Genomic DNA, 25,995 nt, shown 5'->3' with positions numbered 1-25,995 from the left:
TTAATGTCCGCCTGATGACTATCAAGACTCTTTTAAATAATCCTCAATAAACCCCTCAACGGTATGCGCGTCTTTCACGTCGAACTCGCCAATGCGGGTTCGGCGCAGGACCGTCATGTAGGCCCCGTTATTCAATAAAAGGCCCAGATCACGCACCAGACTGCGAACATAGGTGCCTTTTGAGCAAACAATCCGGAAGTCGATGGTTGGAAAATCATTCGTCATCACATTGAAGGCCGACACCGTCACCGTTCTGCTTTTAATGCCGCCTTCCACCTGATCGGCCGTTTCGCCGCGCCGCGCCCGCTCGTAAAGCCGTTCGCCATTGACCCGAATCGCGGAGTAGATCGGCGGAATCTGCTGGATCTCGCCGGTCAATTGTGCAGCGGCGGCACGTACCTGCTCATGCGTAATCGCTGACGTATCGAACTCGCTATCAAACTCAGTTTCCAGATCAACAGACGGTGTGGTTTTGCCGAGCACCAACGTACCTGTATATTCTTTTTCCTGCGCCTGGTAGCTGTCGATCTGTTTGGTCATTTTGCCCGTACACAGAATCAGCAAGCCCGTAGCCAGCGGATCGAGCGTGCCGGCATGACCGATCTTCTTCATCTTGCAGGCCCGGCGTATCTTGTTCACCACGTCGAATGAGGTCCATTCGCGGGGTTTGTCGATCAGAATCAACTGACCTGGATCGGGAGCAGGTTGGTTTGGATCCATATCTAAACTACAGAATATCGATTTTCACGCCAGCTGCCAGCAGACCAAGGATAGCCAGGCCAACCACGATGCGGTAGTAGCCAAATACCTTGAAACCATACTTGTTCAGAAAGCCCACAAAGCCCCGGATAGCCATCAAACCCACGATAAACGCAATGACGTTGCCAATGAGCAGTGTTTGGTAATCGGCTGGTTGCAGCATTTTATACGTTTTCAGGAGCTTGTATCCTGTGGCTGCGGCCATTGTAGGAACCGCCAGGAAGAAGGAGAATTCAGCAGCCTGCTGGCGCGTTAATCCCTGGGTCATACCGCCAATGATAGTGGCTGCCGAACGTGATACGCCGGGAATCATGGCAATACACTGAAAAAAACCGACTTTCAGGGCTTCCGGAAAGGTTATATCATAATCCCGTTCGGCATGCTTCTCGATGATCCGGTCGATGAACACCAGAATGACGCCACCGACAACCAGCGAAATAGCCACAACGACAACGTTCTCTAACAGGCTGTCGATAAAATCGTTGAGCAGAAAGCCGATTACGGCAGCCGGCAGAAAAGCAACCAGCAGCTTGAGGTAAAAATCGAGCTGGCCTGATACGGGGTTCACCAGTTTTTGTGCAAAATCAGGCAGGGCGTTATACCAGGCCATATCGGCACGGGTACGGGTGTCGCGCAGGAAACGGCGGTAGTAGAGCACCAGAACGGACAGGATACACCCAAATTGAATGTCGACCGTATACAGCTTCGTGAACTCGTCGCCGCTGATGCCTGCCAGTGACGAATAGATAATCATGTGGCCGGTCGATGACACGGGTAAAAACTCGGTCAGGCCTTCAATAATGGCCAGCATAATGGCATGAAACAGACTCATATAGGTAGCAGCAAAGGAGGGTTGCTCAGTGTGTAGAACAGCGTTTTTTTAAAAGAAGAAGACTGGAGTCGGCGCGAAACCGTAGTTTTTGCCGGGCGCAAAGCTACGATGAACGGAAACGGCTACCTACAAAAAAAGGGAACACAAAGCGAGCGGCCCCAAAAGGCGAATCGCTTTGTGTTCCCCGTTGCGCAACCGGGCAATGATTAATTGGCTTTTCCGGTTGGCTTTTTCAGGATGGCGAAGAATTCGATGATGAACCCGGCCGTAACCACGATGGGGCCCAGGGTCAGGCCGAAGAAGCCAAAACCAAAGGGTTCTGTATCGATGGTCATGATGAAGAACCCGACCAGGATGGTCACGATACCAGCGATCATCAGCTGAAAATTGACTTTGCCGAATGGCATAGCTGGTACATATGACGGAGAGGGCTTAGTTGCTTCCGGCATGGAGAACCCCGAAACAGGCGTTGTTTTTTGGGTTTTAGTGCGAACAGATTCCATATCTTTTATCCTTTTTTGGTTGTCAGCCCGTGGCCGCAACGTAAATCAATACAATTCGTCGAGCGATAGGTCCAGGTACCGATGAACAGCCTGTAAAGTGCTCAGTAAGCCAATGATCATGCCCAACATAATCAATCCGCCCGCCAGCATGACCAACTGAAGCGGTTCGGTCAGGGTGGTCAGTTCTGGCATACTGAGTATGGCGGCATACCAGCCAATAAACAAAATAATGGCCGAAATCAGACCAGCCATGAAGCCCTGTGTGAGGCCACGGGTCAGGAATGGCCGGGTAATAAACCCATTCGTTGCGCCAACCAGTTGCATGCTCCGAATCAACATCCGTTGCGAATACAACGCCAGTCGAATCGTGTTGTTCATCAGCACTACGATGATAATAAGCAGCACCAGGGCGAAGACCGCCATCACGGCATAAATTTTAGTGATGTTCCGGTTGATGTTATCGACCATGTTCTCGGGATAAACCACCTCAAACACGCCGTCCATCTTCTCGATACTACTCTTTACTTCCTTCAGCTTATCCTCCGCAAAATAATCTTCACGAAGCCGAATCCGGTAGCTGGCGTGCAGCGGATTGTCGGACAGAAACTGCGTGAAGTCTTCTTTCGTCTCCGCGATAAACTCCTTCGCCGCATCCTCTTTCGATACGTACCTGATCTGCGGCTGGCCATTTGCTGTCACCACAAACGGCTGATCTGCAATGGTTTTGGCCAGTTTCAGCCGGTCGGTCGAGTCGAGGTCGGTATCGAGAAAAGCCCGCACTTCGTTTCCTTCCCGGACATTGGTAACCAGCCGTTTCGACTGGATCGCCAGCAGGCCACAAGCACCGATGAGCAGCAAGGCCAGGGTCAAGCTGAACAGGATTCGACCGGTTGGGTAGGCACCCACATTCTTTTTCTTACGCGCCATTGAACAAAAATAGCCTTTTTCAACCAACGACCGCCGACAGGCTATCGTGTAGGGCCTATGAATTAGGAAAAATTAACGGAAGACAGTAAACGGCAAACAGTAAACTTATTTATCGATCGCCTGATAGACCAGTACCCGAAACTTATCATTCAGATCACCATAGGAGTTGGGGTATTTCTGGGTCATGATAACACCGATAATTCCTTTTTCAGGATCAGCCCAGTAATTGGTGCCAAAGAAGCCGCCCCAGCTAAAAAGGCCTACTGATACCGGAAGTTTTGCCGCCGCTTTTTCGGTAGCAATTTCAAAGCCAAGCCCAAATTTATTGTCGCCAATGTTCAGCGCACCAATCTGGTTTTGCGTGATCAGGTGCACCGTGGCCGGTGCCAATAACCGCTTGCCGTTGTATTCGCCACCGTTTAGCATCATTTGCAGGAAAATGGCGTAATCGTACGCCGTTGATGACAGGCCTGCGCCACCTGAATAGTATGTCCCCGCTTTGGTTGGGTAATCGCCCGAAATGCCCCCTGCCTGAACGGGCATAGGTACTACGGCCTTTGTAGCGGGTACTTCTGTATATAAAGTGGCCAGACGGGGCGCTTTATTAGCTGGCATGTAGAAGTAGGTATCGTTCATACCCAGCGGCTCGAAAATACGGGTCCGCAAAAACTGGTCGAGCGACTGGCCCGAGATAACCTCAACGAAATAACCCAGTACGTCGGTGCTCAGGCTGTAGGTCCACTTTTCGCCGGGCTGATTCACCAAGGGAAGTTTTGCCAGTGCCGGAATCGTTGCCGACAAGCTGTACATCGGCGTGCCGATACCGCTCGGAATGCCCGCTTTGGCGTAAATGGCGACGGCTTCTTTAGTGCCAATGCCCGCGTAGCTGAGGCCCGATGTGTGGGTCAGTAGCTGCCGGATCGTGATCTCGCTTTTCGCGGGCTTCGTCGTGTAGGTCGTGTCTTTCTCGTTAAACGTTTCGAGCACAACTGGTTTTTTAAACGCTGGAATGTATTTCGAGATCGGATCATCGAGCAGAAAACGGCCTTCTTCGAATAGCATCATCACGGCCACGCTGGTAATCGCCTTTGTCTGCGAAGCAATGCGCATGATAGCATCGCGCTGAAGGGGTGCTTTGGCGGTGGTGCCGTTCTCGCCAAAGGCTTTATGGTAAACCACCTGCCCATTCCGAACCACCAGCGCCACAATGCCCGCCTGTTTCCCCTGATCAACATATTCTTTCAACACCCGATCAATCCGTTGTAATCGATCGGCATTCACACCCACCGTTGCCGGCGATTTAGCGTCGGTCAGTTTGTACGGCTGGGAATAAGTCGCCGTGAGCGAAACCGTCAGTAAAGTCAGTGAAAGCAAAAAGCGCATGGGGGAGGTTTATTTAAGAGTAGGAGTGAGACGGGTACGTGCCAGGTTCAGCAGGCACGCTTGGGCAGGATACGAAGTACGCTTTTTTCTGTCGAAAATGCACCTACGCGGCAGCCCGCCTGAGCCGATCGTTCACGGCACGGCCAAGACCTTCATCGGGCACCAGTTGGGCGTAAAGCTGCGTCACGGGGAGTGCATCCAGGCGCCGCAGATAGGCAAACAGGTTTCGGGCTGCTTCCAGCACGTCTCCTCCCGGAGCCAACACCAGCTGATTTGCTTCGGGGATGCCGGGCAACGTACCTGAAAACGCCAGCACACCCACCGACTCGGCGAAATGGCGGGCGGGCAACGTGCCCGGCGGCGTAGGAACCTGCCCCTCAGCCAGCAACGTGAGCGGCTTACGGGGCGCGTAGTGCGATGTCAGCATACCCGGTGCCTGGGGAGCCTCCTGCGCCTGCGGATTCGAGGTCGACGTCTGCACTCGGAGTGGCCCTGTAATGGCTTCCAACTGTTCAATGGCCATACCACCCAGGCGGTAAACGATAGCCTGGTTGTCATTGTCGAAGCCAATGATCGTTGATTCGACGCCCACCTGGCAGGGGCCGCCATCGAGAATGTAGGGTACGTGATCACCTAGCTGGTCGGCCACATGCTGGGCCATGGTGGGGCTGATGTAGCCAAACGGATTGGCACTCGGCGCAGCCAACGGAAAGTTGAGCGACTGCAAGAGTGCCAGCGTCAGCGGATGATTCGGTATGCGAACGGCTACGGTATCAAGACCAGACGTGGTCAGGTCAGGTACGTGGTCTCGCTTGGGTAAGAGGAGCGTAAGCGGACCCGGCCAGCAGGTACGTGCCAACTGCTCGGCAACGGGTGGCAGTTCGCGCACCAGCGTCCGCACCTTATCGAGCGAATCGGTATGGACGATCAGCGGGTCGAAGGCGGGTCGGTTCTTGACCCGGAAAATCGTGAGCACGGCCTCGTCGTTCAGCGCGTTACCAGCCAGGCCGTATACCGTTTCGGTAGGAATTCCGACTACGTTTCCCGCCTCCAGCCAGTAGCGGGCGGCGTTGAGGTCTGTGCCGATCATGCCAGATAGATACCGTCTTCTTTCAACACAATTTTCCGGTCTTTGTACAACGCGCCAACGGCTTTCTTGAACGTCTTCTTGCTCATTTCCAGTAGTTTGTAGATGGCTTGTGGGTCAGACGAATCGGTCAGGGGCAAAAAGCCGCTGTGCGCCTTCAGCTTATCAAGAATTGCCTGTGCGTTGGGCTCCACTTTGGCATACCCGGCCGGTTGCAAACTCAGGTCTACGCGCAGATCCTCGCGGATGCGTTTCACATACGCTTTCACCTTGTCGCCAATGCGAAGAGGTTTAAACAATTCGTTGGCGTAGAACAACCCACGGAACTGGTCGTTGACCACCGCGATCAGGCCCAGATCCGTCCGTTCGTAAATGAGCGCCGTTACTTCGTCGCCTTCCTTCAGATCTTCGGGGGCTTCATCGTCAACCAGCGCGTTGATCTTTGACGAACCAATCAGGCGATCCGTATCGGCATCGTAGCCGCAGTAGACCACATACCAGCGCCCTTCCGACATGGGTTCTTCCTGGGCTTTGGTGGGCACCAGCAGGTCTTTTTCTAGTCCCCAGTCCATAAATGCACCGAAAGACGAAATAGCCACGCATTTCAACGCCGCAAAGGTATTTCGAATAACCGCCGGGCGCAGCGTAGTGGCAATGGGCCGATCTTCCGAATCCGTATACACGAATACGTCGATTTCGTCGTCCTCCTTCAGGTCATCAGGTACGTACTTGTTGGGCAACAGAATGTCATTGTCATCATCGTCGCCCAAATACATGCCTACGCTTGTCATGCGCAAGGCTGTGAGCCGGTTATACTGGCCAATATTAATCATAGTGCAAAGGTACAACGTTCACCGGTTATGCTGTCGAATTGCTTGCTCTGACCTAACCCCCGCTCTAAAGCGACTAGGCCGAAGCACCATCTGCTATCGCCTTTGCCATAGCCAGCCCGGATAGGAAAGCGCCTTCGACGTTGCCCTGCCCGAAACCATCGCCGCCGAATAGGAGTGGGGCCGGTGTTGAGGCTGCCAGGAAAGGCTCGCTGTAGCGTTCAGTGGCGTTGCTGTAGCGCCAGCGGTGAATTTGCTGATCGATGACGGTTTCGGACGAAACATAAGCAGCCGCGGCCGCAACCAGTTCGGGAAGCAGCGCCTTCAGGTCGGTATCGTCAAGGTGCTGCTGACTGTAGCTGTGCGATGCGTGGAGTGTTACGGTGGGCACTGCCGGAGAAATGCCTTTCTGCTGATTGTCGGCTACCCAGGATACCGGCGAGTCGGCCGGGAGTTTCAAACCACCGGGCGTGGGTACGTTGCTTGGCTGACTGAGCTGAAGCAGTACGGCCAAACAGGGCTGATAGTGAATCGCGTTCAGAATAGCTTTTTCGGAAGGGTCTAACTCCAGGCCAGACTCTTGCCAGAGCGCCAGTGCCTGAGGAGCGGGTAGGGTTACCAGCAACGAATCGGCAGCAATTGTCTGTCCATCATCAAACGTCACGGCCCAGCCTTGGGGTACCTGCTTCACGGCAACAGCGCGTTTACCTGTCTGCACGTGTACATCCGTTGCCAGATACTTCGCTATACTGCTCATGCCGTCTGTACCAACAAAGCGCGGGTGCTGAAACGACGCCGGGTCCGATTGCTCAACGTGCCAGTTGCTCACTACGCCAGCGTGCTGCATTTCCTGGGTTAGCGCGGCAAATTCGGGTGATCGGGCCGAGAAGTACTGTGCCCCATGATCGGCACGGCCATCGGCGATTCGGCGGGTGGCCAGCCGACCACCCACACCGCGGCCTTTATCGAAAATGAGAACGGTATGGCCTTGTCGGGTTAATTCGCGGGCGGCAGTCAGGCCAGCCAGTCCAGCACCAAGAATAAGCGTAGTGGGCATGTAGAGTGTATCGTTGTCAGTAACCTAGTAACCCACGATGAACAGGAAATGTCTGACTGTGGGCCAAAAAAGCGAAAAGCCGTCCATAAACTGAACGGCTTTTCGGGAAAGGCAACACGTTGGTCAGATCACTTCGCTGGCTTTTTGAAGATTGCTTCGTCTACCGGCCCATTAACGACCACTTTATTGGTGTTGAACGAGATCGATCCCATCTGACCGCCAACGATTTCCATCGTGTTCGGGAATTTAACGCCGTTTACCTCTTTGTAGTCAGAGAAAAGGATTTCACCTTCCTGCCCATTCATCGATGTCTTGATTTTGCTCACCAGGTACGTTGTTGCGTCGAGGTACTGATCAATCGTTGAACCGTCTTTAGGTGTTACTTTCAGGTGATACACATCTTTTTTGTCGACCTGCTCTTTGCCAACCAGTTCAACCTTAGTGCCGTTGTCTTTATAGTTGACTAGCGAACCAAACGGATACAACTGGCTCATCGACTGCTTTAAGGTGTTAGCGTCCATATCCTCGGGGTCGCCGGTGCCACCCATCATTGCCGGACGGATCATCCAGCCGGTGGAGCCGTTAACAACCTGCACCATTGAATTGCCCATTACGGTCGACTCAGATCGCATTGCTTTTCCAACCATTACGGTTGTAACGCTGGGAATTTCCATCCCCTGCACAGACAGCGACCGGTCAGTAACCACCGATTTCACGGCGCTCAATTTATCCATACCGCCCAGGGCAGCAACGTGTTTGTCAACAAGTTCATCGACGGTTTGGGCATAAGCGCCGAACGTCACGAAAGCGGCCAGCGTAGCGGCCAGGAGTTTGTTAGTTTTCATTAGGTAAGCTTAGTTAAGTTTTTTTTAAGACTTCTCCGTCATTGGGCTACGCTGTCATTAAGTGGCTATTGATTGTTTTTCTACTAACAACAACCAATGATGGCGAAGCCTAATCACGGCGAAGCGCACTAATAGTTCTACTGCCGTGGGGTACCACCGCCGGGAGCACCTCCAGCCGGCGCCTGACCGCCACCAGCACCATCGCTCTTCACGTCGTCGTTATTCACCGACTTGGCTTTTTTGCGGGGTGCTTCCATGGTCATCTTCCCGATTTTATAGGTAAACGTTAGACGGATACCCCGGTTGTAAAGATACACGTCATTGACCTGACTAAACTGAGGCGAGTTAAGTACCGTATGAATATTGAATCGGTTGGCGAAGAAGTTCTCGGCGGCCAGCCCAATGCTTCCTTTCTTGTTCGCAATATCTTTCTTCACACCCAGCGTATAGAAACCAAAGCCGCCCTGCGTACCCTGCAACTGAATGGTGTTACCCTGCATGAAGCCAAACGCCTGAATACCCCATCCGTGTGCGAACTGAGCCGACGCAAACGATCCACCGCTGATCTGGAAACCATCATTCGTTAATTCCTGCGAAAGACCGTTTTTGCCCGTTACCTGTCCGGTTAACCGAGTATAGAAGGAGTTGAAAAACACCCCGATATTGATTTTTGAGGTAGCGGCCACGTTGGCGAAAATGTTGGTGCCGAACGCACGCTGACGGCCAATGTTCTGGTAGGTTGTAACGATAGCCCCCTTCAGCGTATCAGACGGTTGGCTGACCTGCGTAATGGCATTATCAGTTACCCGGCCAAAGAACGTAGCGTTGATAAACGTTTTCTTGATAGTCCGGCTCAGGCCCAACTCAAAATTGTCGGTCAATTCGGGGCGAAGTGCGGGATTACCAACGGTGATCACCTGTGGGTTCGATGCGTTATAGTTCGGGTTCAACTGCTGAAGACCCGGCCGCTGAATCCGACGGTTATAGCCGAGCTTAACGGTGGTACCTTTAAAGGTTTTCGATGCATTGACGCTGGGAACCAGTACGCCGTAATCACCAACGCCAACGGGACCACCTTCTTTCGTGCTGGCATCAATGAATGTGTGCTCGTACCGAACGCCACCTTTCAGGGTATAGCGCTTCTTTGTCGTATAGGTGTAGGAGGTATAGCCAGCCGCAATATTCTGGTTGTAGGTCAGTGCACCCAGGGTATTGTTGTTCTGGGTCAGCAACTCGCCCGTTGGGCCACCAAACAGATATCGGTAGTCACTGTCTACTCTGCGTAAAATGGCTTTCCCCCCAAACTCGATCAACTGGTTTTTCTTGATGGGCGTCTGGTAATCGGTTTGCAGGGTAAATTCCTGGTTCACGTTCGAGTTCAGGTTCCGCTGCCGGCTAACCAGCGCACTGTTAGCGCCAAACAGGTTCGCATCGAAGTTGTTGGTCAGGTCTGTCCGGCTATACAGCGTCGAGATGCTCCATTCCTGTTGTGGCTTGAATGTGTGCAGGTAATCGACGTTCATATCCACCGTTCCCGACAAATTTTTGGCGTCAACGAAACGGTTGACGCTCGAACTAACTGCTCCGTTGGTAGCCAAACGGGTAACCAGATTCTGCAGGGTATTGAAATTCCGGACACCATAACGTACCCCGGCCGTGATGCTCTGGTTTTTAGCCAGATCATAGTCAAAGCCAAGGTTATACTGACCAAAAAGTCCGTTGCTGCTCCCATTTCCAATCTGGCTGGTTGTGGTAGTAACTCCGTTCGACTGGCTGGTCTGTTCCAGATCCGTATCCGTTTTGGTGTTATAAATGCCGCGGCCGAACCCCCCGAGCGTAAAACCGGCTTTCCCCTTCCGGTAGCTACCGTTTAGCGACAACGACGACCCCCGGTTACCCACGCCCGAATCGACGTTCAGGTTGAGGCCCTGCAGGCTGTTCTTTTTTGTGATAATATTGATAATTCCCCCCGATCCTTCTGCGTCATATTTGGCCGATGGGCTGGTGATTACTTCTACCGTTTTGATCTGATCGGCCGGGATTTGCTTGAGCGCGTCAGCCACGCTGCTGGCCACGATAGTAGAGGGCTTATTGTTGATCAGCACCCGGATATTGCTGCTTCCGCGAAGCGACACGTTGCCGTCCAAATCAACGGTCAGCAGGGGAACTTTCCGTAATACATCCGACGCGTCGCCACCCTTGGCGGCAATGTCTTTTTCGGCGTTGTAGACCAGCCGGTCAACTTTTTCTTCAATAAGCGCGGCCTGACCAGTTACCACCACTTCGTTGAGTTGTTTTACGCTGGAGCTCAACTTAATCACCCCAATATCAAGGGTTTGTCCGTTAGAAACTGTCAGGCTGTCAACTGTCTTTGTCCGGTAGCCAACGAAAGTGATCAGGGCTTTATAATTGCCTGCTACCAGTTTGCTCAGGGTGAATTTGCCCTTATCGTCGGCTACGGTGCCATCAACGGCCTTACCGGTTGCTTTATTATAGAGGGCAATGCTGGCAAATTCAACGGCCTTCGTCAGGCTTGAATCAACCACGTACCCAGTTATTTTGGCGGTACCTTTGGGGCTATTATCGCCTGCGGTGCCAGGCAGGGCTTTGGGTTGTGCCGCGCCGCCCATGCCCGGAAACTGGGCAAAAGCGGGTGCCGATAATCCGGCGGTGAACAGGGCAGCACTGAAAAGTAAAACAGTCGTCTTCATAATTTGGCGGTTGTACAATACAAAGATGTCGTACCATCAACATGTACGAAAAGGAAAGGGGATAGACCCCAAATTTGGCAGGATAGACAGCCAATTCCGCCCGACGAACGGCGCGCCGATCCGTAGTGGTGAAAGGAAATTGCCGCTCTGGAAAACTGTAAGCTGGTTATCGTCGTTGACTGTTGCATGCGTCGGTCTGTTGTTCGTTGGCTTGTCCTGTTGCTGATTGCCCTGCCCCTCGGAACGGTTATTCTGTTTCCAACCCTGTGGCGCTGCCTGACTATCGCTCATGCCAGCAACTTTAAAGCCGTTCAGGTTGGTACACGAGCACTGTACATTAGTGCTGATGCCAGCCCCCGCCAGCGCGATGTGTTGCTGACGCATCTGCAGGTAGCCTCCGAGCGGATCAGACGATTTTGGGGAAATCAGCAGGGGCAGGCAGTGATCATTTATTGCCCAACACAGGAACAGTATTCGCTTTATTGCTCTGGTGGCGAAGGCGCTGGCTGCAGCCTTGGTATGCCCTGGGGCGCCTCCTTTCTGGTGCTCGGGCCAGAGGGGAATAGCCCCGATGTGATGGCCCATGAGCTTTGCCACGATGAGTTATTTGCCCGACTTGGCTGGCTGACCGTGAAGCAGCAGGTGCCGCAGTGGTTTAACGAAGGGCTGGCGCTGATGGTCGATTATCGGTTCTCGAACGGCAACAGCACTCCCCGCGAGCGCTTTCTGATTTATGATGCTGAATGGAACTACCGAGCCCGCGGTCCGCAGGGGTTAAGCCCGCAGGTAATGCCCGTAATATCCTCTTTAGAATCGACCCGCGATTTTTTTTATGGTGATTATGGCCGCGTTATGCTGGCTTATCTGACGGCCGGACGTGAAGTGTCGCGCTGGTTGGCCACAGTTGGCCCAACGGCGCTACCCCGGTTGATGACCGGTTTATCAGAAGGCGGAGCTTTTGCCACTGTGTACCAGTATGCCCGCGATAAGAAAGCAGGTACGTTGCAAAAAAATGTTCCGCCCGCAAACCATCCGACGCATTAAGCCATTGTTATCTTTGTCTTGCTCCTGCCTGCAACGCTTATCTACACGATGACGACCAACAACAAGTACGTAACCGCCACTTCGCGCCACCCAGGCACCACCACCGTCAAGGAAGCGTTCGACAAGTTGCTACAGGTCTATAAACTGCGGGGGCGATTCAACGAAACGTACCTGGAAGCCTACTGGGGCAAAATGATGGGGCAGGCCATTGCGTCGCGTACAACCCGCCTGTACGTTCGCGAAAGTACGCTATATATTGAACTGTCGTCGGCTCCGCTCCGCAGCGAACTGGTCAATGCCAAGCAGAAAGTAATTCAGTTGGTCAACAAAGAAGTGGGGTCAGACGTGATCTCTGACGTGGTCTTTATCTGAGTCCAAAGCTGGTACTGTATCCGAAGCCATACCAACACGCAGGGAACGGCTTTGATACTGTAGGGGACAAAGAATTCATTCTGCCATACTTTCGGAAACAGATCGGTCGGGGTCATTGAGGTAAAGATGATCACCAGCGACAGCAATACGTTGTCGAGCATCGAGGTTGGCGTATCCAGTGTTACCCACCAGAGCCCAACGCCTACAACCGCCAACACATACGTTGGTGATTCGGCCATCTTATTGAAAATGATCACGAACAGCAGGAAGTAAGCCAGCATCCGGCGCTGGTAGGTGCGATCCTGCCACAGGCTGAACCGGATAAATGGCGCCAGAAACAACGTGATGCCTACCAGTTCGATAAGACGTAAATTGCCATCAGTCTTGGCCATGCCGAACCAAGCTACCAGAATTCCCGGTACCGAGATCAGGATACCCAGCTTACTATCGACCACAACGCGACCCCATTCGGCATATTCGCTCACGACGCTGTTCCACGGAATCATCGTCCAGGGAGCCAGACCAAGCAGTATCGTCCAAACGACCATGGCCAGCAGGAATTCGCCTTTTTTTGGGTAAAAAAGGAAGAAGATGGCCGCCCCAACGCCGTAGAATTTAATGTATAGGCAAAGCGTAAAGAGCAGGGCGGCGATCCAGACGCGCTGACTGCGGAGGAAGTAAATGCCCAGCAACATGGCGCCCACAATGAAATTGTTGCTCTGCATGTTTTGGGCCGTGATGAGTCCTTCGGCAAATGCAATAAGTAAAACGATCACCCGCTTCCGGTTGGCATCGGCATAGTCGCTGAGGTAATACCAGATACCCACCACCAGCATAGCCGCGTTTAGCAGATTCCAAAGCAACACGCCGAGCCAGTTTGGCATGTAGTAAAACGGCCCCATCAGCCAGGCAAACGTCGGGCTGTACTTGTAATTATCTTCAAACAGCGTTGGATGAAGGCCGTATATCGTTTTGTCGATCAGGAGGTTATGAAACGGCTTGGCAAACATCAGGTAGTTATTGAACTGCCCGAGTGCGTACTTCTGTCCCGCCACGGCGGTGAAGATAACCAGCGTAATGGCGGCCATCCGGTAGGATGTCAACCAGCGAAAGGGACCGTTGAGTGTAGCGTCTGTCACGAGAAATGGTTGTGTTGATTGTGATATTTTGGTAACGGTGGCTTCGTGGCTGCTCGCTTTTACTTTCGCGCTGCATGTTGCTTTCGCACGGACCCACAGCGGCGGACCAGGCGAAAGCAACATGCAGCGCGAAAATAAATGCTTCTATCTCAGCGTATCGGCAAATTCACCCATAGTTGTGTACTCACCATGTTGCCGGAGGAATCGGAGCAGCGCTTCAACCCGGTCGAGCAGTTCATCGCGGGAATGGCGTTTCACATAGGTTGGGATTTTGTCGAACTCGCCCAGATCTGTGAATTCCCAGGGATGAACATAGAGATTGACGAACCCATCGGCGCGTAGTGTTTGCAGGCAAAGCTGCTTATAGAGGCTGAACGGAAAGTTTTTCAGGCTCAACCAAAACAGGGGTAACCGCACATGAGGCGTTACCGAAGCAGGGATTTGCCAGATCGTTTTCTCCCGAAAGGGTAATCGGGGTTCGCCCCAGTGGTTGTAGCGGCCGGGAATGAACGTAGGGTGCAGCGACGAATTGTAGACGTACCCGGCGGCCACCAGATCGTCGGGATTGGTTTCACCCATCCGTGCCCTCCGAAAGCCCCGGATCGGTTGCCCCAACAGGTTTTCCAGCGCCCGTTTGGAGGTGGCCAGATCAGCCGGTTCAAACGTGGTGTGGTAATATCCGTGCGACGCCACCTCGTGTGTTTTGGCCAGCCGTTTCATCAAGTCGGGCTCGTGTAGCGCGTAATTGGCCGTTGTAAACAGCGTTGTTCGGGCATTCAGTGCATCAAACCGTTCAGCCAGCAGGCGCAGGCCTTTTGTGGAAACGGCAATCTGTTCGTTGAGTGAAAGGTCGTGGCCATATTCAAGGGCCGTATCGAACTCTTCTACGTCAACGGTGAAGAGTATATGTCGGGGGTTGGTGCTTGCCATGTAATGACTTCCTCAATCTCGCTTGTATCACCGATAATGTACGGCGGGCGTCGTTTCACCTCATCAAACGTTTTCCCCAAATATACGCCCATAATGCCGATGACGATGAACTGAACACCGCCGATGAATACGGTCAGCACAACCAGCGTGGTCCAGCCAGAGACGGTTGCGTTGGTGAAAAAGTATTCATAGAGCACCTCCAGACCCGTCAGCGTGGCAAACAGCGACATAGTGAACCCCATGGCCACAGAGACATATAAGGGCTTTGAACTGAACGACGTAATGCCCATCATAGCCAACTGAAGCATCTTTTTGAAGGAATACTTTGTGGTGCCGGCAAAACGGGCCGCAGGCTCATACTCAATGCGGCATTGCCGAAAGCCCATCCAGGAGATCATGCCCCGCAGAAAAAGATCATTCTCCTTGAACTGCTTCAGCACATTAAGCACTTTGCGATCGAGCAGGCGGAAATCGGCGGCTCCGTCTTCCAGCTCAAGGTCAGAGGCGGCGCGGAGGAATTTATAAAAATTGCGTGATGTGAACCGTTTCGACCAGGGGAGGTTAGGGTCGGGGGTACGCACCGTATACACCACGTCGAAGCCTTCCCGCCACTTTTTGATCAGGGTCGGAATCAGCTCAGGTGGATGCTGCAAGTCGGCGTCAAGGCTGATAGCACAATCACCACGGGCATGATCGTACCCGGCCCGGAGGGCTACCTGATGACCAAAGTTTCGGGAGAACGACAAAAACCGCACTTCCTCAAACGTTTGACTCAACTGCCGAAGCACCGCTTTTGTCTGGTCGGTGCTGCCATCATCAACGATCAGGATTTCGTAAACACCCAGCGGCTCCATCACTGCCCGTAGCCGTTCTACCAGAAAAGGAAGGTTATCCTCCTCATTGAAAGCAGGGATGACGAGACTGATCAGGTTAGGAATAAGCGGGGCGTTCATGCAAGGCAGTTGACTAAACGGGGAAACTACTAACAAATATACGAATTGCAGTGGCCAGGATTTACAGCCAGTCGCCTAGTAGATTGAGCACGTCCTGTTCGGTCGCGTCGCCAGTTATAATGATATCGGCCTGCCGGTAGATGGGGAGCCGATGCGTGTGCCGTTGCCGCAGGTTGTCGAGAAGCGCCTGGTCTTCCGCGTTGAAAAGTGGCCGTTCGGGGGCATCGGAGGGGAATTGCTGCGCGTGGGCAATCATCCGCTGCGCCAACGCTTCGGGAGCTACATCAAGGAATACCGACACCCCCGACGATTTAATGTAGGTCATATTATCGTGGAAGCAGGGCATGCCACCACCCGTTGCCACTACCAGACTGCCACCGGGCTTGATGGTACGAAGTATGCGCGCTTCTGCCTGCCGAAAATAGGCTTCTCCTTCCTGCGCAAAAATATCGGCTATACTGCGTCCTTCTTCCCGAATGATGAGCCGGTCTGTATCAATAAAATGATAGTGGAGCTCTCTGGCCAATCGCTTGCCAAGCGTGGTTTTACCCGACGACGGCATACCAATGAGGTAGATGTTCTTCATTTGGAGAATGAGCGGATGAGTGAATATGTTGACTATTCACTCATCCGCTCATGTAATCATTACTTCACCGCTTCCAGCACCTCCGCCTTGTCTGGTGTGCGGTTATTATGCCATTTGCCACGTACCACACCGTTGCTCAGTAACCACGTACCTGGGTCAGCACGCATGATGGTCTTCAATACAGTTGCGTCGCCTTTATAGGCCGGAATGTCCAGCAAAAACTCTTTTTTGAACGCGTTGACTGCCTCGTCGGAAGCTGAGGTAAGCAGAAGCGGCGTAACAGTAGTGCCTTTCAGGTCATTTACCAGTGTTCTGATGGCGGGCACCGTACCGGCGTCGATGGTGGCGGGGTCTTTCACGATGATAAACAGCTTATTTCCCTGGAAGCTTTGCTCCGTGAAATCGCCTTCGGTGTCGCTCCAGATCCGGTAATCGGTGATTTTTGGTTTTGCTGATTCGTTCAGCGTGATCATTTCTTTGAACTTGTAGGTAGTGTCGGTGGGGTACTTGTCCATTTCGTACTCCTTACCATCTTTGGTCATGATATAACTAAACCGAATTGGTTCTGACGGCTTCATCTGCACTGGGATGCTCTTTCCAACGGCGTACGGAAGCATGTCGAGCGGCGATAGGTACTGGATAGCCCAGACGCCCAAACCTACCGATAGCACAAACGACAGGAAAACAGCCCAGCCCGTTTTTCGTGATTTCATGCGGTTACGATGGCCGATAATGAACAGGATCAGCACCATCAGAATCACGTCTTTGGTAAACGAGGTCCAGGGTTTGAGTTTGAGCGCTTCCCCGAAGCAGCCACAATCAGTCACTTTGTTGAAATAGGCCGAATAGAAGGTGAGGAAGGTGAAGAAACCTACCAGTAACAGCAAGAGCCAGGTGGTCAGCTTGGGTCGGTACGATACCAGCAGCGCCACACCCAGCACTACTTCAGCGGCGCACATAAATACCGAGAAATAAAGCATGTAGGGAATGAAGGCGTGGAAGAAACCAGCCAGTACCGGTAGGTCTTCGGCAAACACCTCGAAGTACTCCGTCATCTTGATCTGAGTACCAACGGGGTCGTTCATTTTAATTAAACCTGACAGAATAAAGAGCAGACCGACAAGTACCCGCGCTATTCTGGCTACGGTTAACATCGTGGGCGTGCCTGTCTTTACCGGAGGCTGTGGTGTGATTGCGTTCATTGGTTGGGTTAAAAAGAGGCTTTGTTGCAAACTTTATTCCAGAGTCAGCTTGATGAGACAAAAAACGGCGTAATTGATCATGTCCATGTAATTGGCATCAACGCCTTCTGAAACAAGCGTAGTGCCCTGATTGTCTTCAATCTGCTTGGTTCGCAGTAATTTCATCAGTACCAGGTCGGTCATCGATGATACCCGCATCTGCCGCCAGGCTTCGCCGTAATCGTGGTTTTTGGCGAACAGTAGCGTCATTACCTGATTCATCTGAGCATCGTACAAGCGCTCCAACTCGTCGGTTGGAATGTCAGTACGGGTGTCTTCGCTGGTGGCCAACTGCATCTGGATCAGGGCCATAACGCAGTAATTGATGATGCCTACAAACTCGGGCTCAATGCCTTCTCCCACTTTACTGACGCCCGTTTCCTGCAACGTACGAATGCGCTGGGCTTTGATATATATCTGATCGGTGATGCTCGACAGACGCAAAATGCGCCAGGCGGTACCATAATCCTGGTTTTTTTTCAGGAACAACTCCTTGCAGCGCAGCACGACCTGCCGATATTGGGCTTCTGTTGACAAAACAGGTTTCAGTTTTCTGTTTACCGCTTTCAGTTGCGTTACCTGATACTGGATCTATCTTCAGCAACGCAACTGAAAACAGCGAACAGCAAACTGAAAACTTCTTCTTTGATGCTCAAAATTACGCAAAAAACACTGAACTGCCGGGGGCGGCTCGTTGATCTGACAGTACCAAAGGTGATGGGAATTCTGAACGTCACCCCTGATTCGTTCTATGCCGGTAGTCGGCTCGATGTTGGCCGTGAGGTAGCGGTTGCGGCTCAAATGCTCAATGAAGGGGCTACGTTTCTGGATGTGGGCGGGTATTCTACGCGCCCTGGCGCGGCTGAAGTGAGCGCCCTCGAAGAAGCAGATCGGGTGTTGCCCGTCATTGAAGGGATACTTGATAGTTTCCCCGATGCGCTAATTTCCGTCGACACGTTCCGGGCCGACGTGGCTCGTCTTGCCGTAGAGCAAGGGGCCGTTCTGATCAACGATGTGGGCGGCGGCACCCTCGACCCGGCAATGTTTGCCACGGTGGCCGCTCTGAGCGTTCCCTACATACTCATGCACATGCGAGGCACACCCCAGACCATGCAGGCAATGGCAACCTACCAGACTGTTACGCTGGAGGTGATCGATGAACTGGCTGGCCAACTGGCACAATTACGTACCCACGACGCATCAGGTACGTTGCCGGTCGACGTGATTCTCGATCCTGGCTTCGGATTTGCTAAAACGATAGACCACAATTTTCAGCTGCTCAACGAGCTTCCTGCTCTGGCGTGTGTTTTCGATGAACCGCTACTGGTTGGTGTGTCGCGGAAAACAACGATCTGGAAAACCCTGAACGTAACTGCAAACGAAGCGTTGAACGGCACTACGGTATTGAATACGGCTGCTTTGCTGAAAGGAGCATCAATTCTGCGGGTTCATGATGTGCGCGAAGCGGTTGAGGCTGTGTTACTTACAGAAAGATTAAAAAAAGTTTATTGCTAAACTTGCGTTCATATAGACAAACTCCTACTTTTGCAGTCCCAAATCAGTAGCTAATTTATAGCGAGCAATTTAGGACGATCTGGTAGCTCAGCTGGTAGAGCAATACACTTTTAATGTATGGGTCCTGGGTTCGAATCCCAGCCGGATCACGAGTAACAAAAAGGCTGACAGCAATTGCTATCAGCCTTTTTTTGTGTTTTCTGTTTACCGTCTTCTGTTGCGTTGCTAACGTACCTGACAATGGTTTAGCGGAGCAGCAGAGGACGGTAAACAGAAAAGAGAGGATAGATTTTAGTCTCTGCCAAACTTAAGCGACGTACCTACCAGGAAACCGGTACCCATGTACTTACCGCCCTGTACCTGACCTACCACTTCCACCCGGAAGAAGGGGAAACCGGGAATCAGGCCGTCGAGGCCGTAGCCGATTTCGGTGTAGTTCTTACTGGCGGGCGTAGCCAGATAATGCACGAACAGGTTCTCTTTCAGACCGGCCAGCCGGACCAGCGTCAGCTGTGTAATCAGCAGATGGCGAAATTCACCCAGCACGTGCACCTCCGCAAATTTGCTGCGGGTGCTATACTGGTAGTAGGGCAACATTCGGAATGAGCTGACCGGATCGCCCAGCTGAAAAAAGAATTCATTTCCCTGAAAGTGCTTAAAATCAGGAAAATAGACTGATGAGTTGTTGATAAATCCACCCGCCGAAAGCTGATACGCCAGGCGGCTACGGATGCCGGTCTCGAACGAATGACGCCAGGTTGCCTGCGCAAAATCATAATCAACGTCTGAGCCGCCCAGGCCCGAAATACCTTTGCGATAATTCAGTGAAAGGAGCGGAGCCTCGCTGTTACGGAGCTGGATGCGCCTCCCATTACGAATCCGGTAACGCAGTTCGCCCAGGCGGAGGGCGGCGTTCAGGTTCAGCGTCAGGGCCTGATGCACCGGGAAGGCCGCGCTTTCAACTTCGCTCGTGGCGGGCCGATTTGGCGTATAGCTGAATTGATTCCAGTTGATCAGGGGTTTGATGCCTTCCTTGTAATTGGCCAGCTCGGTACGTTCAGCATATTCGAGGCTACCATTCACCTGCAGGCGACCTTCGATTGGTAGCGCTGATAGGTCGAGCTTCAGGTAATCTTTCTGAAAGAGCTTCATGAAGTTTCGCTCAAACAGGGTTGTTGTCAGGGCATTAAGGCTGGGGCTGATCGGGTTGTCCGGGTTCAATTGCGCCACAAATCGGCCACCAGACAGTTCCAGGGCTGTTCGTTTGTGCTGGTACCCAAGTGTGCCATACCCAACGAACTGATTACGCCCGGTCTGATACCGTCCCAGACCCGACCAGGTCCAGTAATTCTGCTTCACGCTGTCGAGCCGGTGTCGGTAGCGGAGCGAAGCATCGATGGTAAAACCTTCAATGGTGTTGAAATTGAGCCCCGCTAACGGACTTACCCAGGTCAGTGAGGTAGCCCGCGATGGACGCCATACCTGTGTGCCAGTCAGCACGTTGACCATGGTTTGCGACTTTTTCCGGTCGGCCCGTACCTTTTTGGCGCTGTCTGTCTGAACTATGCCTTTCCGAATGGCCACAATGCTGTCGCCTTTCTGATAGCTAACAACTTCGGCCTTCGTGAGTGGAACCGTCCGTAAGGAATCCCAGAAGGCGTTGCTGCGCTTTTTTGCCAGCGTATCAATGACCGTAGAGTCGTTACGAACAACGTTAACATCTTCTTTACGCTCTTTACGGGCTTTGTATTCCTGCTTCTCGTATTCTTTCACGAGTTGCTTCAGGTTCTTGGTCGAAAACTCTTTTTGTTTGGCCACGGCATCGGCAAAGGGCTGATTTTTTACGTCAGTCTTGCTCAGCGTCCGTGCGGGTGGGTTGAACCGTTCGTCAACCACTTTTACATCCTCGACAAAACCGGGGTTTAGGGTAAAATTGGTGAAGGTCTGGTTGCGAACAAAGCTGGCCGTGAAACTGGCACCCATAAACGCGCCATTGATCTCAAACTGTTGATTGACAGGCATCCAGACGTTTTTGACCGGACTGCAAACCACTTTTGTTAATACGTTGAATCCCATCTCATTCCGGGTTTCAAGCTGAGCACTATAAACGGCCCAGGTATCCTCAATGATGTAGATTGTTCCCCGCATAACCCCATCGCCAAACTGCTTCGGAATTACTTTGATCTTCGATACATCAACGCCTTGTTCATGAAAAGTGCCTTCATACTCAAACTTGTAATATCCGAACGCATTTGGTGCCAGCGGTGAAACGGCCCCCAACAACTTCGGGGTATAGAGATTAGCGCTGTAATAACTGGATACCTGAATGAAATCACCCGCCGAGTTTCGGTTGGCAATAATGCGTTGCTTCACCGTATTGGGCAACCGGAAATCTACTTCGGCTACGGTCTCGTTCAGTACCGGGCGACCTACTTTGAAGTTGGCTTCTTTTTCGGCCTCTTTCAGCTGTTTCTGGTACAGGAATGTCATTGGCAGCTTATGCACCGTGATCGACGATTTGGTGTAGACCCTAGCCGTAAATTGCTGAACCTGAAGCTGATGAAAACGGGCTTTGGCAATGGCCCGCCGCATGATACTTACCGCCGGGTCTTCGGTGTTCTTGCCAATTTTTACATCCTGTAACGTGATCGACTGTTGCGCCATTGTCACGTTGATCTCCTGAAAACCATCTGTGATGGTCACTGATCTGGATTCTGCCTTGAAGCCCAGAAACTGAAAAACGATCTCATACTGCCCGGGTTTCAGTGCCAGTTCATAGCGCCCCTCTTCGTTAGCAATGGTGCCTAATGTGGTGCCTCTGGCAGCGATAGTGGCAAATGACATCGCCTCGCCAGTGTTTGACTTTACAATACCCCGAATACCCTGAGCCGTTGAACCAGACAAGCCAAGCAACAGAAAGCCAATTACGAAACTAGAAATGCGTACAAAATGGAACATACGGATAGTTCAGGTAGGTGGATGATGAGGTTAAGCAAAGAAAGGCTGATAACGCGCTCGGAAAGCAACTTTTAGATAAAGTCGGGCCAGATAAGTTTAAGTTCTCCATTCATGGGGGGCGAGTAACTATAGGCATAGATGCTTTTCAAAGCATAAACGTTGTACCGCTTCTAACTAATGTTGTGAATCAATCGATAGACAGATTTGTACTACTGACGAATCCCTCCACTGTATGATTAAGAAGACTAAACAACCGTTATCCTCCGAGTTGCTGCCACATAAATCATTTCAGCAACGTCTGGCCGACCGCCGCCGTGGTAGTAGTACGCTGGTTGAACAGGAAGTAAAACGGGAAGATCTTGGCTTCGGTACGGCCATCAACGATGCATCTTCCCGGTTGGTTAACAAAGACGGCAGTTTCAACGTAGTACGGGCGCATCAGGGATTCTGGAATCAGGTGAACCTGTACCACACGCTGATTACGATGCCCTGGCCGAAGTTTCTGAGCATTGTCTTTACCTTTTATATCTCGTCAAATACCCTCTTTGCTACGTTCTACAGCCTGTTGGGCTACGAGAACCTGGTTGGGCTTGACAAAGTAACCCCAAACACAGCCATTGGCCGGTTCATGGGGGCGTTCTTCTTCAGTTCACAAACACTGACTACCGTTGGCTACGGCCACATAAGCCCGATGGGGTACTGGACCAGCGCATTAGCCGCCGTTGAGTCTATGTTTGGCTTGTTGCTATTTGCTATGGCCACAGGTTTAATGTATGGCCGTTTTTCGCGCCCGGTGGCCAGTATCCGTTATTCGACCAATTCGGTTTTCGCGCCTTACCTGGACATCAACGGCTGGATGTTCCGCATTATTAACCAGCGCACCAACCAGTTGATTGACGTTGAAGTGGAGGTATCGCTCTCCCGCCTCGACAGAAAGCCCGACGGTTCTCTGTATCGCCGGTATTACCCGCTAAAACTGGAACGCAGCAAGGTGAGTTTCTTTCCGGCCAACTGGACACTGGTACACCCGATTACCGACGAGAGCCCGCTCTATGGCTGCACCGCCGAGCAGCTAGCCGAATCAGATACGGAATTCCTGATCTTGTTGCGTGGTGTTGAAGATACGTTCAACCAGGCGGTACACAGTCGTTTCTCGTATCGTTACGACGAAATTCGCTGGGGCCAGAAATTTAAACCTATGTTTACGGCGACCGTTCTGGCTGGCCGGGCCACGCTGGTAGACCTCGACCAACTCGACGAAACCATTCCCGCCGAACTCAATTGATAGCTGGTAACTGCTAACTGGTAACTGTGATTACTCCTCCTTTTCTACGCCCCGGTGATACCGTAACTATCGTGGCTCCGGCCAGCCCACTTCCGTACGACGACCTGAATAAGGCCTTTCACCTATTGCGCCACGACTGGCAATTGACCGTGTTGGAAGGTGCTCATTTACAGGCCAGCATTGGTGCTTTTGCCGGTACGGATGAGCAGCGCCTTGCCGACCTTCAGCAGGCTATCAATGATCCATCTGTGCGCGCAATTTTTGCGGCCAGGGGTGGTTACGGGTCCTATCGTCTGGTTGAAAAACTCGACCTCACGCCGTTGCTTACCAACCCGAAATGGCTGGTTGGGTTCAGTGATATAACGATTCTGTTGAGCCACCTTCAACAACTGGGCGTGGCAAGCCTTCACGCCAGTATGCCCCGCCAATTCAGGCTAGACGATATGGAAGACGATATAGAAACGCTTCGTCAGTGGTTGTTTGGCGAGCCTGTTGCACCCTATGTAACGAAGCCGAACACGCTCAATCGCTTAGGAACGGGCGTAGGTACGTTGGCTGGTGGGAACCTGTCGCTGCTGATTCACGCACTGGGTACGTCGTCAGATGTAGACTGGACCGGCAAACTGCTGTTTATTGAAGACATTGACGAAACTGTCTTCTCACTCGACCGAACGATGATTCAACTTCGACGGGCGGGTAAATTAGCTAACCTGGCCGGCCTGCTCGTAGGTACGTTCTCCGACATGCGCGATAACCTGACATCGCCATCAGGTAAAACGGCCAATGAGCTTATTGCTGAAGCAGTATCGGGCTATACGTACCCGGTAGCGTTTGGTATGCCAATTGGCCATGAAGGGCGTAACCTGGCTATGCCCGTAGGCCTGCCAGGTACGTTAACAGTAGCGGATGAAGGAGGTTCACTGGCCTTTTAACCGCTGGCGCTTATCGCACAGAAGGTACAGCGTCAATGGTCTAATCCACTTTCTTCATCTCTTTCCAGCTTTGATCCTGGAATGTAGCCGCCGGATCGAAATTAGGATTGTTGCTCATAATGAACGTGCTACCGTCTCCTTTGCTCCAGGCATGATTATACGCTGAGGTTAGCTCAACTTTTCCGGTGGCATCCTGGTAGTTTTCTACTTCACGAATGGTTTTTATAAAATTTGTGTGGATGCGATCCTGCGAGTTTTGTCGCTCTTCCCAGTTTCTTAGATCGGAATCCATGCTCCTCAGCCGGGCTTCCCCGTTACGGATCGCGTTTTGGCCTATAGTACGGGTCTGATCATCCATCATTTTTATTCGGCCAACGTGGGCAATGTGTTTTTTTCCTCGCACGTCTTTCCAGAAACCTTTAACGGCATCGCTCCATGTAGGGTTGGTCCGGATGCTACTCATCAGAACAGCAAACTGATTTATAGCGCGCTCCTTTTCGCTGGCAGGGTATGTAAAGACGGTGCGTTTGGTTACCTGAGTTGTGTAAATTTTATCAGATGTACCAGTATAGATATTTGGCACAACCGTTTCCAGCGTGGTTACGCCCAACACGACTAATCCCTCCCGGCCATCCGGCCAGCGTACTTCAGCATTCACTGCCGTCTGATCGAACTGCATTTGACCTGCTCCATATTGCATCAACTCCCGTTGGCTTTCTTCATTCGATTGTTGCATCTGCTCGACCACGGCCTGAGCGGGTTCTATCTTTATCAGCTCAGCATTGTTCAGTTCTTCCCGAGTAAATACATCTCGTAGATACTGCTCTGCCTGCATCGGCTCTCTGTATGCGCAGTTAGGCGAAGAACTGCTGTTGTTCTGGTTAAATTGCCTCAGCTCCTGACTGGTATTCCACGAATAAATGACATCGGGATAAATCTCGAAACTGAACTTTCCATCAGCCGATTTGGCCGTCAGCTGAGAAAATGTGCCCGCGCACGATGACCCCGGCGCATTCCACTTTATTTCACCGTCGCTTTTCCAACCCGTTGGCAACAGAATACTGTAGGCTTCCTGAGGTTCAGTAAAGCCATTTTTGTCGAGTATACGCACTCGCTCGAACAGGACATAGTCATCTCCAGACACGTAGGTATCAGCCGGTTTTTCCTGGTTGGTAGCTTGCTGATCTGAAGTAGTTGGCTGATTGCCGCAACCAGATAATGCGTACAGAATGGGAATTAGTAGTGCTTGAAGTAGAGGCAAACGCTTTTTCATAGGGAGTATATTGAGTAGGAGCGGTTCGTTTTACGCCAATTCAGACAGTCGAATTCTCACCAATATGACATGTATACTCTGTTGACAAGGCTGCATCACAGTTTCACTGCCGATAACCCAATTATTGGTTCATAATCCAGCATGGCTGTCCAGTAGTCTTCTGCCTGATCGTGGGTGCCTGCTGGCGAAGAACCTACCGAATGCCAGTGAATCTGGGTAAGACCAGCCTGACTTAACGCTGTTTCATGAGTGGCCTTAGCCAGATGATAATTTACAACGGCAATGTGAGACATGTCGGGTTGATAAAACCGCCAGGTGATTTCTGCTCCCTCCTCATAACCGGCATTTTCGCGGGTGAAGCCGTAGGGAAACATCGCCTCGACGGGAGCCTGGTAATCAGGGTTGCTGTTAATGGTAACAAAACGCCCGCCAGGTTTTAAATGGTTGGTAATGATCTGTCCCATCTGCTGCAATTCATCAGCAGTCTGTGCATAGTTGAGCAAGTAAGTTGCGGTGATCAGATCAAACTTTTTGTTCAGATTCAGTGATAAGACATTCTGGCAATGGTAGGTGACACCAAGTGATTGCTGCTCTTCTGCTTCATTGGCAAGTTGGATCATCGCATCCGAAATATCTACGCCCATTACCCCGGCGGCCCCCCTGAGCTTAAGTTGTCTGGTATAAAAGCCCTCGCCGCAAGCCAGGTCGAGCACATTCAGATGGGCCAGCTCGCCTACCAACTGAAAAAAGGTATATGACTCGACGTGTTTTCGCCAGGGCATCATTTTTGAAGCCTGATACTCTTTAGCAATGGCGTTATAGTCAGTTGGCAT

The 25,995-nt window shown here is 51.9% G+C and carries 24 protein-coding genes and 1 tRNA gene; 6 read left to right on the top strand and 19 right to left on the bottom strand.

What is annotated here, in order from left to right:
- Window positions 1-21: 21 nt before the first annotated feature.
- The 10 genes from truB to J2I46_RS20275 form a co-directional block, all read right to left on the bottom strand.
- Complete coding sequence (gene truB / locus J2I46_RS20320) at window positions 22-720, bottom strand: tRNA pseudouridine(55) synthase TruB (RefSeq protein ID WP_207330887.1); 699 nt, start codon at window positions 718-720, stop codon at window positions 22-24.
- Between the two features lie 7 nt (window positions 721-727).
- Window positions 728-1,591, bottom strand: a complete 864-nt coding sequence (locus tag J2I46_RS20315) for an undecaprenyl-diphosphate phosphatase (protein ID WP_207330886.1) — start codon at window positions 1,589-1,591, stop codon at window positions 728-730.
- A gap of 206 nt (window positions 1,592-1,797) precedes the next feature.
- A complete protein-coding gene (locus J2I46_RS20310) occupies window positions 1,798-2,094 on the bottom strand; it encodes a DUF3098 domain-containing protein (protein ID WP_207330885.1) in 297 nt (98 codons plus the stop codon).
- A 45-nt stretch (window positions 2,095-2,139) separates the two neighbouring features.
- The gene (locus J2I46_RS20305) at window positions 2,140-3,021 is read right to left on the bottom strand and encodes a cell division protein FtsX (RefSeq protein ID WP_207330884.1); all 882 of its coding nucleotides are present in this window, start codon (window positions 3,019-3,021) and stop codon (window positions 2,140-2,142) included.
- A 105-nt stretch (window positions 3,022-3,126) separates the two neighbouring features.
- Complete coding sequence (locus tag J2I46_RS20300; RefSeq protein ID WP_207330883.1) at window positions 3,127-4,404, bottom strand: serine hydrolase domain-containing protein; 1,278 nt, start codon at window positions 4,402-4,404, stop codon at window positions 3,127-3,129.
- Between the two features lie 103 nt (window positions 4,405-4,507).
- The gene (locus J2I46_RS20295) at window positions 4,508-5,494 is read right to left on the bottom strand and encodes an L-threonylcarbamoyladenylate synthase (protein WP_207330882.1); all 987 of its coding nucleotides are present in this window, start codon (window positions 5,492-5,494) and stop codon (window positions 4,508-4,510) included.
- Window positions 5,491-6,324 (bottom strand): CvfB family protein, encoded by an 834-nt coding sequence (locus J2I46_RS20290; protein ID WP_207330881.1) that lies wholly within the window; start codon window positions 6,322-6,324, stop codon window positions 5,491-5,493. Before J2I46_RS20290 ends, J2I46_RS20295 begins: the two co-directional genes overlap by 4 nt.
- Window positions 6,325-6,397: 73 nt before the next feature.
- Window positions 6,398-7,378, bottom strand: coding sequence for an NAD(P)/FAD-dependent oxidoreductase (locus tag J2I46_RS20285; protein WP_207330880.1), 981 nt, complete (start codon window positions 7,376-7,378; stop codon window positions 6,398-6,400).
- Window positions 7,379-7,506: 128 nt separating this feature from the next.
- Window positions 7,507-8,223 carry an outer membrane lipoprotein-sorting protein gene (locus J2I46_RS20280; protein WP_207330879.1) on the bottom strand — a complete coding sequence of 239 codons (717 nt, stop codon included), beginning with the start codon at window positions 8,221-8,223 and terminating at the stop codon, window positions 7,507-7,509.
- A gap of 137 nt (window positions 8,224-8,360) precedes the next feature.
- Complete coding sequence (locus J2I46_RS20275) at window positions 8,361-10,934, bottom strand: TonB-dependent receptor (protein ID WP_207330878.1); 2,574 nt, start codon at window positions 10,932-10,934, stop codon at window positions 8,361-8,363.
- A gap of 186 nt (window positions 10,935-11,120) precedes the next feature.
- On the opposite strand from J2I46_RS20275, the gene J2I46_RS20270 reads away from it, so the two are divergent.
- On the top strand, window positions 11,121-11,978 hold the full coding sequence (locus tag J2I46_RS20270; RefSeq protein ID WP_207330877.1) for a hypothetical protein: 858 nt from the start codon (window positions 11,121-11,123) through the stop codon (window positions 11,976-11,978).
- Window positions 11,979-12,026: 48 nt separating this feature from the next.
- The gene (locus tag J2I46_RS20265; RefSeq protein WP_207331017.1) at window positions 12,027-12,350 is read left to right on the top strand and encodes a DciA family protein; all 324 of its coding nucleotides are present in this window, start codon (window positions 12,027-12,029) and stop codon (window positions 12,348-12,350) included.
- On the opposite strand, the gene J2I46_RS20260 is transcribed toward J2I46_RS20265, so the two are convergent.
- The 6 genes from J2I46_RS20260 to J2I46_RS20235 all read right to left on the bottom strand — a co-directional run bounded on the left by J2I46_RS20260 (window position 12,293) and on the right by J2I46_RS20235 (window position 17,736).
- Window positions 12,293-13,489 (bottom strand): glycosyltransferase family 87 protein, encoded by a 1,197-nt coding sequence (locus J2I46_RS20260; RefSeq protein ID WP_310589055.1) that lies wholly within the window; start codon window positions 13,487-13,489, stop codon window positions 12,293-12,295. The two genes, J2I46_RS20265 and J2I46_RS20260, sit on opposite strands and share 58 nt — an antisense overlap.
- A 144-nt stretch (window positions 13,490-13,633) precedes the next feature.
- Window positions 13,634-14,419, bottom strand: coding sequence for a polysaccharide deacetylase family protein (locus tag J2I46_RS20255; protein WP_207330876.1), 786 nt, complete (start codon window positions 14,417-14,419; stop codon window positions 13,634-13,636).
- Complete coding sequence (locus J2I46_RS20250; RefSeq protein ID WP_207330875.1) at window positions 14,374-15,372, bottom strand: glycosyltransferase family 2 protein; 999 nt, start codon at window positions 15,370-15,372, stop codon at window positions 14,374-14,376. Before J2I46_RS20250 ends, J2I46_RS20255 begins: the two co-directional genes overlap by 46 nt.
- Before the next feature lie 61 nt (window positions 15,373-15,433).
- Complete coding sequence (locus J2I46_RS20245; RefSeq protein WP_207330874.1) at window positions 15,434-15,958, bottom strand: shikimate kinase; 525 nt, start codon at window positions 15,956-15,958, stop codon at window positions 15,434-15,436.
- Window positions 15,959-16,017: 59 nt separating this feature from the next.
- On the bottom strand, window positions 16,018-17,160 hold the full coding sequence (locus J2I46_RS20240; RefSeq protein WP_207330873.1) for a BT_3928 family protein: 1,143 nt from the start codon (window positions 17,158-17,160) through the stop codon (window positions 16,018-16,020).
- Window positions 17,161-17,193: 33 nt separating this feature from the next.
- Window positions 17,194-17,736, bottom strand: a complete 543-nt coding sequence (locus J2I46_RS20235; RefSeq protein WP_207330872.1) for a DUF1599 domain-containing protein — start codon at window positions 17,734-17,736, stop codon at window positions 17,194-17,196.
- A 111-nt stretch (window positions 17,737-17,847) separates the two neighbouring features.
- On the opposite strand from J2I46_RS20235, the gene folP reads away from it, so the two are divergent.
- Together folP and J2I46_RS20225 are read left to right on the top strand one after the other, a co-directional pair.
- A complete protein-coding gene (folP, locus tag J2I46_RS20230) occupies window positions 17,848-18,714 on the top strand; it encodes a dihydropteroate synthase (protein ID WP_207330871.1) in 867 nt (288 codons plus the stop codon).
- 76 nt (window positions 18,715-18,790) lie between these two features.
- Window positions 18,791-18,863, top strand: a tRNA-Lys gene (locus J2I46_RS20225).
- 142 nt (window positions 18,864-19,005) lie between these two features.
- On the opposite strand, the gene J2I46_RS20220 is transcribed toward J2I46_RS20225, so the two are convergent.
- Complete coding sequence (locus tag J2I46_RS20220; protein WP_207330870.1) at window positions 19,006-21,672, bottom strand: DUF5686 and carboxypeptidase regulatory-like domain-containing protein; 2,667 nt, start codon at window positions 21,670-21,672, stop codon at window positions 19,006-19,008.
- A gap of 232 nt (window positions 21,673-21,904) precedes the next feature.
- Here J2I46_RS20220 and J2I46_RS20215 point away from each other — a divergent pair, with 232 nt between their 5' ends.
- Both J2I46_RS20215 and J2I46_RS20210 read left to right on the top strand, forming a co-directional pair.
- On the top strand, window positions 21,905-22,957 hold the full coding sequence (locus J2I46_RS20215; RefSeq protein WP_207330869.1) for an ion channel: 1,053 nt from the start codon (window positions 21,905-21,907) through the stop codon (window positions 22,955-22,957).
- Window positions 22,958-22,983: 26 nt separating this feature from the next.
- Entirely contained in the window at window positions 22,984-23,889 is a 906-nt protein-coding gene (locus J2I46_RS20210; protein ID WP_207330868.1) for a S66 peptidase family protein, read from the top strand.
- A 40-nt stretch (window positions 23,890-23,929) separates the two neighbouring features.
- On the opposite strand, the gene J2I46_RS20205 is transcribed toward J2I46_RS20210, so the two are convergent.
- Both J2I46_RS20205 and J2I46_RS20200 read right to left on the bottom strand, forming a co-directional pair.
- Window positions 23,930-25,162 (bottom strand): hypothetical protein, encoded by a 1,233-nt coding sequence (locus J2I46_RS20205; protein WP_207330867.1) that lies wholly within the window; start codon window positions 25,160-25,162, stop codon window positions 23,930-23,932.
- Window positions 25,163-25,257: 95 nt separating this feature from the next.
- A complete protein-coding gene (locus J2I46_RS20200) occupies window positions 25,258-25,995 on the bottom strand; it encodes a class I SAM-dependent methyltransferase (protein WP_207330866.1) in 738 nt (245 codons plus the stop codon).

Source organism: Fibrella forsythiae, assembly GCF_017353175.1.
GTDB lineage: Bacteria > Bacteroidota > Bacteroidia > Cytophagales > Spirosomataceae > Fibrella > Fibrella forsythiae.
The sequence above is the reverse complement of the archived record's forward strand: the minus strand, read 5'-3'. Positions and strand labels throughout refer to the sequence as shown.